Origin of the sequence: Enterococcus sp. DIV0174 (genome assembly GCF_050529065.1) — a bacterium.
Classification (GTDB): domain Bacteria; phylum Bacillota; class Bacilli; order Lactobacillales; family Enterococcaceae; genus Enterococcus_B; species Enterococcus_B thailandicus.
Genome location: NZ_CP172881.1, coordinates 696949 through 712600, shown reverse-complemented (window position 1 = coordinate 712600; position 15652 = coordinate 696949). Strand labels below are relative to the sequence as shown.

Annotated in this window: 12 protein-coding genes; 2 read left to right on the top strand and 10 right to left on the bottom strand. The window is 38.0% G+C overall.

Annotated elements, in window-relative coordinates; all coding sequences use genetic code 11:
• Positions 1-67: 67 nt before the first annotated feature.
• The 6 genes from IGJ93_RS03570 to IGJ93_RS03545 all read right to left on the bottom strand — a co-directional run bounded on the left by IGJ93_RS03570 (position 68) and on the right by IGJ93_RS03545 (position 7135).
• Positions 68-310: an ArsR/SmtB family transcription factor gene (locus tag IGJ93_RS03570; RefSeq protein ID WP_370629926.1), complete on the bottom strand. Its 243-nt coding sequence runs from the start codon at positions 308-310 to the stop codon at positions 68-70.
• A 123-nt stretch (positions 311-433) separates the two neighbouring features.
• Positions 434-2161: a phospho-sugar mutase gene (locus IGJ93_RS03565; RefSeq protein ID WP_095803461.1), complete on the bottom strand. Its 1728-nt coding sequence runs from the start codon at positions 2159-2161 to the stop codon at positions 434-436.
• A 186-nt stretch (positions 2162-2347) separates the two neighbouring features.
• Positions 2348-3280 carry a thioredoxin-disulfide reductase gene (gene trxB, locus IGJ93_RS03560; RefSeq protein WP_071868698.1) on the bottom strand — a complete coding sequence of 311 codons (933 nt, stop codon included), beginning with the start codon at positions 3278-3280 and terminating at the stop codon, positions 2348-2350.
• A gap of 138 nt (positions 3281-3418) precedes the next feature.
• Complete coding sequence (locus IGJ93_RS03555; RefSeq protein ID WP_095803460.1) at positions 3419-4852, bottom strand: 6-phospho-beta-glucosidase; 1434 nt, start codon at positions 4850-4852, stop codon at positions 3419-3421.
• A gap of 55 nt (positions 4853-4907) precedes the next feature.
• Positions 4908-5735, bottom strand: a complete 828-nt coding sequence (locus tag IGJ93_RS03550; RefSeq protein WP_071868697.1) for a Cof-type HAD-IIB family hydrolase — start codon at positions 5733-5735, stop codon at positions 4908-4910.
• Positions 5736-5746: 11 nt separating this feature from the next.
• Entirely contained in the window at positions 5747-7135 is a 1389-nt protein-coding gene (locus IGJ93_RS03545) for a 6-phospho-beta-glucosidase (protein ID WP_067483855.1), read from the bottom strand.
• A gap of 245 nt (positions 7136-7380) precedes the next feature.
• Here IGJ93_RS03545 and IGJ93_RS03540 point away from each other — a divergent pair, with 245 nt between their 5' ends.
• The gene (locus tag IGJ93_RS03540) at positions 7381-8298 is read left to right on the top strand and encodes a MurR/RpiR family transcriptional regulator (protein ID WP_067483853.1); all 918 of its coding nucleotides are present in this window, start codon (positions 7381-7383) and stop codon (positions 8296-8298) included.
• A gap of 100 nt (positions 8299-8398) precedes the next feature.
• Here IGJ93_RS03540 and IGJ93_RS03535 read toward each other — a convergent pair whose 3' ends face one another.
• The 3 genes from IGJ93_RS03535 to IGJ93_RS03525 form a co-directional block, all read right to left on the bottom strand.
• Positions 8399-10177: an ABC transporter ATP-binding protein gene (locus tag IGJ93_RS03535; protein WP_067483851.1), complete on the bottom strand. Its 1779-nt coding sequence runs from the start codon at positions 10175-10177 to the stop codon at positions 8399-8401.
• The gene (locus IGJ93_RS03530) at positions 10177-11928 is read right to left on the bottom strand and encodes an ABC transporter ATP-binding protein (protein WP_218658116.1); all 1752 of its coding nucleotides are present in this window, start codon (positions 11926-11928) and stop codon (positions 10177-10179) included. Before IGJ93_RS03530 ends, IGJ93_RS03535 begins: the two co-directional genes overlap by 1 nt.
• Positions 11929-12058: 130 nt before the next feature.
• Entirely contained in the window at positions 12059-12283 is a 225-nt protein-coding gene (locus tag IGJ93_RS03525; protein ID WP_071868695.1) for a YneF family protein, read from the bottom strand.
• A gap of 265 nt (positions 12284-12548) precedes the next feature.
• Between IGJ93_RS03525 and IGJ93_RS03520 the strand changes: the two genes are divergently transcribed.
• Complete coding sequence (locus tag IGJ93_RS03520) at positions 12549-14126, top strand: Nramp family divalent metal transporter (protein WP_370629914.1); 1578 nt, start codon at positions 12549-12551, stop codon at positions 14124-14126.
• Positions 14127-14541: 415 nt separating this feature from the next.
• On the opposite strand, the gene IGJ93_RS03515 is transcribed toward IGJ93_RS03520, so the two are convergent.
• Positions 14542-15435, bottom strand: coding sequence for a deoxyribonuclease IV (locus IGJ93_RS03515; protein WP_430597009.1), 894 nt, complete (start codon positions 15433-15435; stop codon positions 14542-14544).
• Between the last annotated feature and the right edge of the window lie 217 nt (positions 15436-15652).

Genomic DNA, 15652 nt, shown 5'->3' with positions numbered 1-15652 from the left:
GAGCAAAATCATTTGGCTTTTATTTCTTAGACTGGATTACTGTTTCAAATACTTTTTGTTTTCTGACTTAGTCATGCTCCACATGCTTGACAGTCTGCTCTAAGATATCTAAAACATGGGAGTCATCCAGCACATATAAGATTGCTTTTCCTTCACGGCGAGAACGAACGATTTTATTTTCTCGGAGTAATCGCAGCTGATGCGAAACAGCTGATTGTTCCATTTCCACCGCTTGGCTGATAGCTGTCACATTTTGTTCACCATTTTTTAGATACAATAAAATTTTTAAACGTGTTGGATCGCTTAACATTTTAAATAGCTGACTGATCTTTTCAATTTTTGTTCCTTGAACCTCTGACAAAGGCTTCACCTCCAACTATCCAAAAAGACTGACTTCTAAAGTTTACCACTTTTTCCGTCAGTCTCAAATTCCTTAGTCTTTTGTAATTGCTTGGATGCTTGCTTCATAAGCTGCAATTTTTGCTTCAGCATCGTCTTGCGAGTTTCCTTTAACTCCAATGTAGAATTTGATCTTTGGTTCTGTACCAGAAGGTCGAATTGCTACCCAACCTTGTTCTTCTAACATATATTTCAAGACATCAGAAGGTGGTGTTGTTAATGCTTCAACATTTCCAGCTGCATCTGTTCTTGTTAATTTCTTGAAGTCTTCTGTCTGCAATACTTTGGCACCTGCAAATTCAGTTGGTGCTTCTTGACGGAATTTCTCCATTAACGCTGCGATTTTAGCTGATCCTTCTTGACCACTCATGGTAACAGAAATCGTTTTTTCTGCATAGTAACCATACGTTTCAAAAATTGATTGTAACCCATCATACAATGTTTTTCCTTGTTTCTTGTAAAAAGCAGCAACCTCTGCCAATAGAACTAATGCTTGGATTGCGTCTTTATCACGTACAAATGGTTTAACTAAATAGCCATAGCTTTCTTCAAAGCCAAACATAAATGTATGTGAATGGTCTTCTTCAAACTGTTGGATTTTTTCAGCAATAAATTTGAACCCAGTTAGCACATTGAACATCGTTGCACCATAGTTTTTTGCAATTGCAGTTGGTAATTCACTTGATACGATTGATTTCAACACCGCTGGATTCGCTGGCATCGTCTTTCTTGCTTGATGTGCTTCTAAGATGTATTGAATCATGATTGCGCCAAGTTGGTTTCCTGTTAATACTTCGTACGAACCATCAGGTAAACGAACGGCAGCACCAAGACGATCGGCATCTGGATCTGTTGCAATCAACAAATCAGCGCCTTCTTTTTCACCTAGACGGATTGCATATTCAAAAGCAGAATGTTCTTCCGGATTCGGAGATTTAACCGTTGTAAAATCAGGATCTGGAATGGCTTGTTCAGGTACCAAAACAAATTGCTCAAAACCAGCTTGTTTTAAGGCTTTTTCGCCTAACATTTTCCCGGTTCCGTGAAGAGGTGTATAAACCAATTTTAAGTCTTTACCCATTTCTTCAATCAATTCGTGGTCAATCGTTACAGCCTTCATTTCTGCTAAATAGGCGTTGTCTACTTCTTCGCCGATAATTGAAATCAGACCACTGTGTTTCACTTCTTCATCTGACATCACTTCGACTTTCAGCGGATTGCTAACTTCACGTACATATTTAGTCAATGCATCGGCATCTGCTGGTGGCATTTGTCCACCATCTTCGCCATAAACTTTATAACCATTATAAGCAGCAGGATTATGAGAAGCCGTAATCATGATGCCAGTAAACGCATTCAAGTGACGAACAGCAAAAGATAATTCTGGTGTTGGTCGTAAACTTTCAAAAACAAAAGATGGAATATCGTGCTTGGCTAAGGTCTTCGCAGCCTCCATCGCAAATTCCGGTGATTGATGACGTGAGTCATATGCGATTGCTACACCACGACGTTTTGTTTCAGGATCTTGTGCATCCATAAAACGAGCGAGTCCTTCAGTTGCTTGGCGGACTGTGTAAATATTCATACGATTAATACCAGGGCCTAAAATACCACGCATTCCTGCTGTACCAAATCCTAAAGGCGCATAAAAAGCATCTTCTAATTGTTTAGAATCCTGACTCAATACAGTTAATTGCTGTTTTAAATTTTCTTCTAGGTTCACTTCATTTGCCCATTGTTCATAAACTTGTTCCCAAGACATGAAAATAACACCTCTTTCTAAAATATGAATTCTGTTTTAGTATAGCATTCACTAAGATTAGATGAAAGTCACAACGAGAAAAAATGATATCAGTTAGGATTTTCAATGGGTAAATAAAAACAAAGCCCAACCAAAAATGAGGATACACTTTTGGTTGAGCTTTTTTATTTTGTTAACATAATAAGTTTATGCTTGTGTAGTGGATTCTGCTAAAGTTTCTAAATACTTGAACACTTGTTGCCCAGCAATCCCACCATCACCAACTGCTGTCGTGATTTGTCGTAAATCTTTTTCACGCACATCCCCTACAGCAAAAACACCTGGCATATTCGTTTTCATTTCTTGATCAGTTGGAATCCAACCAGCGGCATTGGTTAAGCCAGTTTGTTTGAACGGATCTGTTAGTGGATCAAGACCAACATAGATAAAGACACCGTCAGCTGCTAAAGCTACTTCATTCCCTGTTTTCACATTATGTGCTTTAACACCTGTTACCACCATTTCATTTCCAATGATTTCATCAACAACTGTGTCCCAAACAAATGAAATTTTTTCATTGGCAAAGGCACGCTCTTGGATAATTTTTTGTGCACGTAATTCATCACGACGATGAACGATCACAACTTCAGAAGCAAATTGCGTTAAGTAAATCGCTTCTTCAACTGCAGAATCTCCACCACCGATCACAACTAATCGTTTATTACGGAAAAACGCACCGTCACACACTGCACAGTAAGAAACGCCGCGACCTGCATACTCTTCTTCACCAGAAACACCAAGTTTACGGTGGACACAGCCAGTAGCAATGATGACTGTTTTTCCTTCATACGTTTTATCTTCACAGATGACTTCTTTGTACGTACCATGATCTCTGATATCTTGGACGATCCCATAGGCATTTTCTGTACCAAATTTTGAGACGCCTTCATACATTTTATACGCAAGATCAGGGCCCATAATTGACTCAAATCCTGGATAATTTTCGATTTCTGCTGTGTTATTCATTTGACCACCAGGCGCGCCTTGCTCAATCATCACAACTGATAAATTTGAGCGTGAAGCATACAAGGCAGCTGTCATTCCAGCAGGGCCTGCGCCAATGACAATTACATCATACATATGTACATTCCTCCGTTTAAAATCAAGTAAGCTTACTTTACAGCCAACATCAAAAAAAGTCTATTGTTCTGCTTACCTTTTCGAATATGTACATTATACTCGAACAAAAGGCGCAAAAACAATAGACTTTTCAGTTAATTATTCATTCGCTAAGTCTTCACCATTTGAGGCAATTACTTTTTTATACCAATCAAATGATTTTTTCTTCGTACGGGCTAACGTTCCTTCACCATAGTTATCTCGATCTACATAGATAAAGCCATAGCGTTTTTTCATTTCACCTGTTCCGGCTGATACTAAATCGATACAGCCCCAAGTCGTGTAGCCCAATAAATCTACTCCATCTAACTCAACAGCATCTTTCATTGCTTGGATATGAGCTGCTAAATAAGAAATGCGATAATCATCAACAACATACCCATTTTCATCAGGTTCATCTACCGCACCTAAGCCATTTTCAACAATAAAAAGTGGCTTTTGGTAACGATCATAGATATCATTCATTGTAATTCTTAACCCTAATGGATCAATTTGCCAACCCCATTCGCTTGCTTCTAAATAAGGGTTTTTAACAGAAGCAAAAATATTTCCTGCAGTTTGTTCTAATAATTTAGGATCTGTTGTCGATACACGAGAAGAGTAATAAGAGAAGGAAATAAAGTCCACCGTATGTTCTTTAAGTAAGTCCAAATCACCAGGTTCCATTTTTAATTCGATACCTTCACGTGCCATTTCTTTTAATGCGTAAGCAGGATATTCTCCACGTGACTGAACATCAATAAAGAAATAATTTTCGCGGTCTGCTTGGCGTGATGCCCACACATCCCCTGGCTTACATGTGTATGGATAATTTGCACCTGCGGCTAACATACAACCTACTTGGTTATTTGGATCCACTTCGTGCGCAATTTTTGTTGCAATTGCACTTGCTACTAATTCGTGATGTGCTGCTTGATATTTTACTTGTTCAACATTTTCGCCTTCTTCAAAAACAAGACCTGCGCCCATAAACGGTGCATGTAAAATCATATTGATTTCATTAAAAGTTAGCCAATATTTAACCAACCCTTTATAACGGTTAAAAATAACTCGGCATAGATTTTCATAGAAACCAACTACTTCACGTGAACGCCATGCACCATATTCTTTAATCAAATGCATTGGGCAGTCAAAGTGAGTGATTGTCACTAGTGGTTCTATACCATGCTTTTGACATTCTTTAAATACATCTTCGTAAAATTTTAGTCCTTCTTCATTTGGCTCCTTTTCGTCACCCATTGGAAAAATCCGACTCCAAGCAATTGATAAACGATATGTTTTAAAGCCCATTTCTGCAAATAAGGCAATATCTTCTTTATAACGATGATACATATCAATTGCTACTTTTGCTGGATAAAAATGTTCTTCGTCAAATTCAAGCATTGATTTTTGACCTGTAATAACTGGAAAACGATCTTCACCAATTGGTACCACATCCACATTAGCTAGGCCACGTCCACCTTCATCGTAGCCACCCTCACATTGATTGGCAGCTGTTGCGCCACCCCATAAAAAATCTTTTCTAAAACCCATTTGTCTTTCCCCTTTTCTTTTCAACTATTCCACTCATCATCTTGTCTTCTTGTTCTCAGATCAGTTCAAAATGCTTGAATGCTAACCAAATGCCATCATTATCAACAGATTCCGTAATGTAATCAGCCATTTCTTTGATTTCTGGGCCACCATTCCCCATCGCTATCCCAGTGCCGCAATGCTCTAGCATCGGAATATCAACTTTCGCATCACCAAATGCGAAACTATTCTCTATAGCAATATGCAAATGAGTTAATAGTTCATCTACTGCTACTGCTTTGTTGATACCACTTAGTGCAATATCACCAAACAAAGCTGTTTCACCAGCGCCGCCCCAAGTACCAAGCTTATATTCTGGGAAGGTTGCTACTGCCTCTAAATAGTCTTCATAGCTATCCAAGATAAAACTGATTTTATTCACATCTTCTCGGTATAGGTCTGCGCCAAAGAGCATCTCTGGAAAAACTTCTCGAACAGTCGCCTGTCCTTTCCCTTTTCGTTGTGAATACTCTTGAATCGTCTTTTCACCACGGTCTTCGAAAAAGTCACTAGCGTACAGTCCGCTATTCGCTTCCAAATAAAATTCCAGGCCCTTTTGCTTTAACCAATCAACAATTTTAGTTGTGTCTTCCAAGGTCAAGGTCGCTTCTTTTAGCACTTTGTCTTCAAACTCAATGTAGCTCCCATTACCGCCAATATACCCGTCAAAGCCAATATCCAATATATCTTGATACATCTCGGCTTTACTGCGACCCGTTACGGTAAAAACTAAATTTCCTTTTCTTCGTGTCTCTTGAATAGCTTTGATGGCTGACACAGGCAAATCATTTTCGTAATTCACTAGCGTTCCATCTACATCTAAAAAGACGATTTTTTTCGTCATGACGATTCCCCTCAAACTTTCACTGCGTCTAATTCACGAGCTACTTCATCTTGTACCTCAATGCCTTCTTGTTTTAATCGTTCAATTGTTTCACTAAATTGTGGTAAATACTCTTGATGTGCAATAAACAGTTCATCCATGATTCGTTTCGCTGTTTCTCCTGAACGCACCAACGGATTGATTGTAAATGCTTGCAATGCCGTTCCATAGTCGCCAGTTACGGCAGCTTCAATGGTTAACAATTCCATATTTTTCATTACTTGTAACCAACCTCTTTCAGCTGGTGCTAATGAACCAAAGGCAACATTTCGCGCACCTTGAGCACCAACATAAGCAGTTACTTCTACGACACAATCTGCTGGCAGATCAGGAACAGCACCTTCATTTTTCGTGGAAACGACAATTTGAGTCTCTTTGTTTCCATAAATTGAGGCAATCGTTTCACAAGCCGCATCTGAATAATAAGCGCCTCCGCGTTTTTGTAACTGCTCAGGTTTATGGTCAAGTTTTGGATCTTTGTAAAGCTCAAATAACTCTGCCTCTGTTTCTTTCACTTGTTGGGCACGAGTACCGATTGTCCGATATTCTTCCAGTGCATGAGCTAGCATTTCTTCTTCGCGATAATAATAACGGTGATAGCCACAAGGAACCATTTGCATTTGTTTTAATTGTTCTTTGAAAAATGGAATATCGAAAATGTTTTTTGGCAAACCATTATCTTCATCATAAAGTCGGTCAATCAGGCGGTCTGTGATGTCTTTCCCCGTTTTATCTGCAACTTTATGCCAGTGGAAATGATTTAAACCTGCAAATTTATAAATCAAATCTTCTTTCTTTTCACCCAGCATTTCTGGTTCAGTCATCATCGCCATAACAGGCACATTACATAAGCCAATGACCCGATCCCATTTTCCATAACGAACAACTGCTTCCGTTACCATACCACTTGGATTCGCAAAATTGATGAGCCATGCATTCGGACATAAACGTTTCATGTCTTCAACCACAGACAAAATCACAGGAACGGTACGAAAAGCTTTAAACATCCCACCAGCGCCATTTGTTTCTTGACCAATCATGCCATAATAAGCAGGAATTCGTTCATCCTTCACACGTGCATCTAGTTGACCCACTCGAAATTGAGTTGTTACAAAATCGGCATCTTTTAACGCTTCTTCACGGTCAAGTGTCGCATAGATTTTCACATCATAAGGGGTTGCATCCCACATCCGTTGGGCCATTTTACTAACAATTTCTAGTTTTTCTTTCCCCGCTTCAACATCAACCAACCAAATTTCACGTATTGGTAATTCTTCATAGCGTTTGATAAAGCCTTCCATTAATTCAGGGGTGTAACTACTGCCGCCGCCAATCGTCGCAATCTTGATTCCTTTTGTCATGTGCTCACTCCTTCAATTTTGTTTACATCTTCATTATCATTTTTGTAAAAGAAATTCTCAAGACACCTCCTTGATTTTGCAGAATCATTTACAAAAATCGAGGTTTTTTTGGTTTATTTTGTAAATACCACTTTGTCTAGCGCTTAATATTTCTTAAACTTTACTGATTTCTCTATAGAATAATTTAAAAACGTTTACAATCCATTCACAAAAAAGATATAATTCATGTAAAAAGGAGGCGTTCGATGCTTTTACGAGAAAAAATCAAACAAACTACTTTTTCACCTGCCGAAACACAAGTTGTTCACTTCCTCTTTGAGAACACGCAACAAGTTGCGCAACTGACGATTCAAGAAATTGCGAATCAATCTTTCGTTCATCCTTCAACTTTGATTCGCGTGGCAAAAAAACTGGAATTCAATGGCTGGCTTGAATTACGTGATACTTTTTTAGCTGAAGCTGAATATTTAGAAAGAAACTTTCAAGAAGTTGATGCCAATCTGCCTTTTACAGGTGAGGAAGGAATCATGACAATCGCAAACAAATTAGCTTCTTTGGAACAAACAACGATTCAAGATACGCTTTCATTGATTCATCATGATGACTTACAACAAGCAAAACAGTTACTACTCAAAGCAAAAAAAATCGTCATTTTTGCCAGCAATGCCAATACATTAATCTCCCAAGACTTCATTTTAAAAATGAAACGTATCAAAATGGATGTTCATATTGTTACCACATTTGGTGAATCATCTTATGAAGCGTATAACTGTGATGAAGACACATGTGCTTTACTGATTTCTTATACTGGTGAGAATCAGATGATTTTAAAAACCGCGCACATTTTACGCGAAAAAAATGTGCCAATTTTAGCTTTGACCAGCATCGGCGAGTGCAGTCTTTCCACTTTAAGTACCGTTGTCCTACGTTTGACAACTCGGGAACGACTCTATTCAAAAATTGGGAATTTTACAATCAATACGTCAATCTGCTATTTGCTAGATGTACTTTATGGCTGTGTCTTTGCTGAAAATTATCAACAAAACTTGAACCATCTGATCGCTGTTGGACAAAAAGTTGATAAACGTCCAATCAGCTCTGCGATCATGCAAGAGAACCACGGGGAAAACTTTCAAGTGAAGGATTCCTTTTTACCCAATTGATCCTTTACGCAAAAAATGTTTCTTTTTTGCAATAAAAAAAGCAAGTAATGAATGGACCTGTTTAGGCCTTCTTCATTGCTTGCTTTATTTTTACTATTGGTTAACTGCTTTGTAGTTGATACATATCTGCATATAAACCGCCAATTTGTAACAGTTCTTCATGATTTCCCCGTTCAACAATTTTTCCCTTATCTAAAACTAAAATAAGTTCTGCATCACGAATGGTCGACAGTCGGTGAGCAATAGCGATTGTTGTTCGTCCTTGCCTCATTTTAGCCAAACCTTCTTGAATCAAACCCTCTGTTTCCGTGTCAATGTTTGCTGTCGCCTCATCCAACACAAGAATTTTAGGATCTGTCACAATCGTCCGTGCAAAAGTAATCAACTGGCGTTGCCCGCTGGAGTAACTCGCGCCTCGTTCAATCACTTTCGAATGATACCCTTGCGGCAAGTCATCAATAAATCGATTCGCTTGGACAAACTCAGCCGCTTCGCGAATTTGTTCATCTGTGATCTTGTCGTTAAACATTCGGATATTCCCAGCAATGTCGCCGTAGAATAAAAATGCGTCTTGGAGAACCAACCCCATTTTTTCTCGAAGTTCATTGATTGGATAAGATCGGATGTCACGATCATCAATCAAAATTTCACCTTCATAAAATTCATAAAAGCGCATCAAAACATTGATGATTGAGCTTTTCCCACTACCGGTATGTCCAACTAAAGCCACTGTTTCACCAGGATTTGCAACAAACGAAATATTATTTAAAACATTGTTTTTTCCATCATAAGAGAAACTAACATTTCTAAATTCGATTTTGCCATTGATAATTTCACCGCTGGCATGTTCCTCTTGTTGTGGCGCATATTCTGTCGTATCCATAATTTTTAAGATTCGACTTCCAGCAACGATTCCATCGGTAAAGACACTTAAAAAGTCCATCATTTGTGACATTGGATTAAAGAAACCTTGAACATATGTCGTAAACGCATAAATCAATCCCACTTCCACTGGAGAGTGTAGGGCATCGATCCCAAATAAAGTTAAGACAAGCGCAATCGCTAACGCATATAAAAAATTGATGATTGGACTCAACAAAATTGAATTCGTTTTGATCATCGCATAGCGAGTCGCCAAATAATCATCATTTACTTCTTCAAACTCATTGGCCAAACGAGCTTCTTGCCGAAATTGCTGAATGATTTTCATTCCAGAAATTGATTCATTTAACTTGGTATTCAACTGACTCAGTTTTTCACGCATGTTCCGATAAATCCGAGAACTGAATTTTTGATAATACCAAATAACTACACCTAAAATTGGTAAAAAGATTAATGTCCAAAGTGTAATTTTCACATTGATCTGAATCATTGCAACTAATGAAGAAATCACTGCAAAGATTCCCGTCAGAACCATCAAGAATACATACCAGAATTCAAATAATGTTTCTGTATCATTCGTGACACGCGACACGATTGAACCTGCTGGTGTCTGGTCAAAATAGCGCATACCTAATGTATGAAGCTTTTCAAATAGTTTTACCCGAATATGCTGGAAGGTCTTTAATGAAGCCATTGAATATAAATACCACTGGAAAAACCAGATAATACTTTTGACAATAACTCCGAATAAATACAACCCCGCAAAAAACAAGATGACTTGGGTTGTCGCTGATTGATTTGCTAAATGGTTATCCATAAACGACTGGATGATCCTTGGCAAAATGACATTAATAACAGATAAACCTAACGCAAATAAGATAGCCACAATGAATGTTTGCTTAAATGGTTTGGCAAAAACCAGCAATCGCTTGATAATCTGTTTCTGTTCTTTTAAAGGAATGGATTTGGTCCATTCCGATTGATAATTTTCGTCCATTACGCCTCACCTCCCTCAATTTTTGCTTCTAGTTGTTGCTTGTCCCACATTTGTTGATACCAGCCACCTAACGTTAATAGCTCCTCGTGTGTTCCACGTTCTACAATCTTTCCTTGATCGATAACTAAGATTTCTTTGGCATGCATCACACTGCTTAAGCGATGGGCAGCAATGATTGTCGTTTTTTCTTTACGATTCGACTTTAAATTTTGAAGAATCGCTTCTTCTGTTTTAGCATCGACAGCCGATAACGCATCATCTAAAATCAACAACTCTGGATTTTGAATTAATGCTCGTGCAATGGAAATTCGTTGCTTCTGTCCTCCTGACAAGGACACGCCACGTTCACCAACCAATGTGTCATACCCTTTTGGTAACTCTTTGATTTCATTATTAATAAATGCCATAGTTGCAGCTTTTTCTACTGCATCTTCTGGCAATGCTGGATTAGAAAAACGAATATTTTCACGAATCGTCATGGAGAATAAGAAATGATCCTGTGGAACATAGCCAATTGATTGCAATAAAGCATCCAAAGAGTACTCTTTGATATCCTTTCCACCAATCATCAATTTTCCTTGATATTGGTCGTACTCGCGCATCAAAAGTTTAATAATCGTTGTTTTCCCAGCACCTGTTTTTCCTACAATCCCCAAAGTGTCCCCTTCATGAACTGTAAAATCAATTTTTTCTAATGCAGGTCCTTGTTCTTCAGGATAACTGAATGAATCAATTGCAACAGTCAACTCACCTTTGGCTGGTGTTTGAATGGCGCCTATTTGCTCAACAATATGCGTTTTCTCATGTAGTAGCTCGTTTACACGATCGTAAGAAGCATTTCCTCTTTCCAACACATTGAATAAACGTCCAATCGCAAACATTGGCCACACCAGCATCCCAATATAACTAATGAAAGAAACCAATTGGCCAATTGTAATCGTTCCTTCTAAAACATATTTTCCTCCAAGAATAATCGTCAAAACATAAGAAATACCAATAATCAGTGTAATAAATGGATCAAACAAGGCATCTAAAAAATTCACTCGTTTATTTTTTTCAATTGCCTCTGCAATCTTTGTTTCAAAATCCACCAAATCTTCTTGTTCTTGACCAAACGTTTTGATTACTTTGATCCCCGTGATACTTTCTTGTGTTTTATCATTAATCGATGAAAAGGCTTCTTGTGCTTCACGAAATCCATCATGAAGCTTGGTACCCAATACACGCGACGTTACAGCTAACAACGGTAACGGAATCAGTGCAATCAGCGTCAGTCGCCAATCAACAAATAAAATCATCGCAATGATTGTCGCACCTCCAGTGATTACTGAATCTGCAAAAGTCAAAATTCCTGCACCAGCCACATTTTGGATTGCATTTAAATCATTGGTCGCGTGTGCCATCAAGTCACCCGTTCGATATTTTTGATAAAAGAGGGTATCCATTTTAGTAAAGTGCTTGAATAAACGTTGACGCAACTCTTTCTCAAGTCGTGCGGCACTTCCCCAAATGTTCATACGCCAAATGTAACGAAAAAGATATTGAAGAACGGCTGCCACTAATAAGATGGCAATCCAAAAGGCAATCGTCGACAATGAAATTTTTTTATCTGCGATTTCATCAATGATTAGTCCGATGACTTTTGGTGGAACTAGTTGGACAAGTGCAACAATCATCAACGAGAATACGCCTACGAAATAATGCTTTTTTTCTTGTTTAAAAAACCAACCAAGTTTTCTAAAAATCGACATTTTATGCCTCCTTTGTTTTTTCTCAAGAGCATTCAGTTTTAATTATCTGAATTTTCTAACAACTGCAATCAAAAAAAGCGGGCTGAAAAAAATCAGCCCGCTTAAACGTGTGTCATTTTGGAAGGAGAACCTATTTTTTGCCTTGGTTCTTCATTTGCTGCATCATCTGACGAATTTTCTTTTCAGATGGTTTTTGCCCCATTGACATCATCATTGATCGTAACATGTCCTCATTAACGGGAGGATTTTTTTCTAAATAGTCTTGCATATATTTGCGCGCAAAAAAGAATCCACCTATTGCGCCGATTAGTAACGCGATTACAGCGATAAGTACGACAATACCTGTTGATACCATGTAAATCTCTCCTTTCCTTTTCCGAATTGCTCTCAATAAAACATTTTACTAAAGATTTTATAAAAAGAAAAGCCGTTTTCTGAATAATGCGTAAAAAATTGGATAAAAATTCCTTGTACACCCATTTTCTTTCGGATTTTTCCCATCCTCCCCTAAGAAGGTGCGCCTTATTATTAATTTTAGGCTAACCGAATTTTTTTCTTGAATTTTATTTAATTAGGTGTAAAATGTAGTCGTAAAATCAAAACAGAAAGGTGGTTTGATTGTGGAAAATTCAAACCAACATAAACACCGTTTAATTGAACATACAAACGGCTTATCCTTGGCCGAAGTCAATGGTACAGTTGAAGTACCGAAGGGAAAAGGCTTTTTCAAAACTTTACTTGCTTATTCAGGTCCTGGCGCTTTAGTAGCTGTTGGCTATATGGATCCAGGTAACTGGTCAACTTCTATTACAGGTGGACAAAATTTTCAATATTTACTCATGTCAGTCATTTTAATGTCAAGTTTGATTGCCATGCTTCTTCAATACATGGCAGCCAAATTAGGTATTGTTAGCCAAATGGACTTAGCACAAGCCATTCGAGCTCGTACCAGTAAAACATTAGGTATTATCCTCTGGGTACTGACAGAATTAGCTATCATGGCAACTGATATTGCTGAAGTCATTGGTGCAGCAATTGCTCTGTATCTTCTCTTTGGAATTCCATTAGTCGTTGCTGTTTTCATTACTGTTTTTGATGTCTTCTTACTTTTATTGTTAACGAAAGTTGGTTTTCGAAAAATTGAGGCAATTGTTGTTTGCTTGATTTTCGTGATTTTATTCGTTTTCGTTTATCAAGTTGCTTTGTCTGATCCCGATTGGAAAGCTTTATTTGCAGGCTTCATTCCAAACAGTCACACTTTTGCTGACAGTCCTGCAATTGGTGGACAGACACCATTGACTGGTGCTTTAGGTATCATTGGAGCAACAGTGATGCCACACAATTTATATCTCCATTCAGCTGTTTCACAAACAAGAAAAATCAACCATGATGACAACGCAGATGTAGCTCGTGCAGTGCGTTTTACTACTTGGGATTCTAACATTCAATTATCCATGGCCTTTCTTGTTAACGCTCTTCTATTGATTATGGGTGTTGCTGTTTTCAAAACTGGAACTGTAGAAGACCCCTCTTTCTTTGGCCTTTATGAAGCCTTATCAAATCCGGCCACGATGAGTAATGGGATTTTGGGTGAAGTTGCAAAATCAGGAATACTTTCTACTTTATTTGCGGTTGCCCTACTTGCTTCTGGTCAAAACTCAACGATTACGGGTACTTTGACTGGACAAGTTATTATGGAAGGTTTTATCCATATGCGTATTCCAGTTTGGTTGCGTCGTTTAGTAACTCGTTTACTTTCAGTTATTCCTGTTCTGATCTGTGTCATGTTAACTAGCGGAAAAAGTGCCATTGCTGAACATGAAGCATTAAATAATCTGATGAATGAATCACAAGTCTTCTTGGCTTTTGCTTTACCATTCTCAATGATTCCTTTATTGATGATGACTAATAGTCAAGTAGAAATGGGAAAACAATTCAAAAATTCATTCGTAATCAAAATTTTAGGTTGGTTTTCTGTCATTAGTCTGACTTATCTCAATTTACGAGGATTACCCGGACAAATCGAAAGTTTCTTTGGTAGCCAAGCAACGATTTCAGAAATCTCGTTGGCTGACAATATTGCCTATGCAATTATTGCGGCAGTCCTGTTATTGCTAGCTTGGACCATCATTGAATTGTATCAAGGAAACAAGAAACATGAACAATATCTAAAAGAAGTTATGCAAGAAGAAGGATAATAAGGCTGTGGTATAAAGCGTTCAGCTTCAAGCAATAAGGAAACTTTTCTAAAAATAGTTTCGCATATTTTTATGAAAGGTGGGCTTATTGCCGAAGAAGCTGCTTTAGGAACACCGTAAATGAGGTTGTGGCGCCAAGCGTTCAGCTCCGACAAGATAGCGAGCAGTCACTCAAATAGTTCTTCATATTTTGAAGTGAGTACAAGCTATTTCGAGGAGTTGCTTGGGGAACACCGTAAATGTGGTTGTAGCACAAAGCGTTACAGTACAAAACATTTAGCTACGACCAAATTTCAACATCTTGAAATTTGTCACAATGCTTCATTTAAATCACAAAAAAGAATCCGCAAAAATCGTTTGATTTTGCGGATTCTTTTTGTTTCATACTATCTATTTTATAATTTTACAATTGAGTTTATACTTCTTCAAGTAGTTCTGGAAAGAGAATTGGCTCAAATCTTTGTTCTTTGAACATTGTGATTTCTTTACCATACGGTGCATAAGCTTTCTTTTTATCTTTTCCAACGTAAGGTGTTTCTAAAATTTTTGATACATGTTCAAAGCGAGAATCGTGAACAATTGTGTTCAACGCATCAAAGCCAATCGTTCCAAAACCAATATTTGCATGACGATCTTTATGTGAGCCCTGTGGATTTTTAGAATCATTGATGTGCAACACTTTTAAGCGATCCAGCCCGATTACTCGATCAAATTCAGTCATTACACCATCAAAATCATTTTTCACATCGTATCCTGCATCATTTGTGTGACAAGTATCGAAAGTGACAGATAATTTTTCATTCAAAGTAACCCCATCCATAATTTTTGCAAGCTCTTCAAATGTGCGACCAATCTCTGTTCCTTTACCTGCCATCGTTTCTAAAGCAATCTGAGCAGTTTGGTCTTTCGTCAATACTTCATTCAATCCTTCGACAATGCGCGCAATTCCGGCTTCAGGGCCAGCACCAACATGTGCGCCTGGATGTAAAGTGATTTGAGTCGCACCTAATGCTTCAGCACGTTCGATTTCTTCTCTTAAAAATTGGATTGCAAAAGGAAACATTTCCGGCTTTATCGTATTTCCTAAATTAATGATATACGGTGCATGAACCACAATATTTGAAAGACCGTTTTCAGCCATAAACTCTTTTCCTGCAGGAATATTCATTTCGTCGATTGCTTTTCTTCTCGTATTCTGTGGTGCACCTGTATAGATCATAAAAGTTGAAGCGCCATAACTTGCTGCTTCTTCAGCTGCGCCTAAAAGCATTTTTTTCCCACTCATACTAACATGTGAGCCTAGTAACATGTATTTTTCCTCCTAATTTCCAGTCGTTTGCTCCAGATGATCGATCCCTTTTGAGCCCTTTTTTCATCTTAACCGAAACTGTACATAAAGAAAAGTTTAAGGATTGTTTGTTGGAGAAATTCTTCAAAATGATTGCTTATTTTCAATTAAAACTGGTAATTTTAACCTAAAAAATGCGTAGTCTGTTTTTTTGCCCGTTTTTTTGCTATAATTAGCG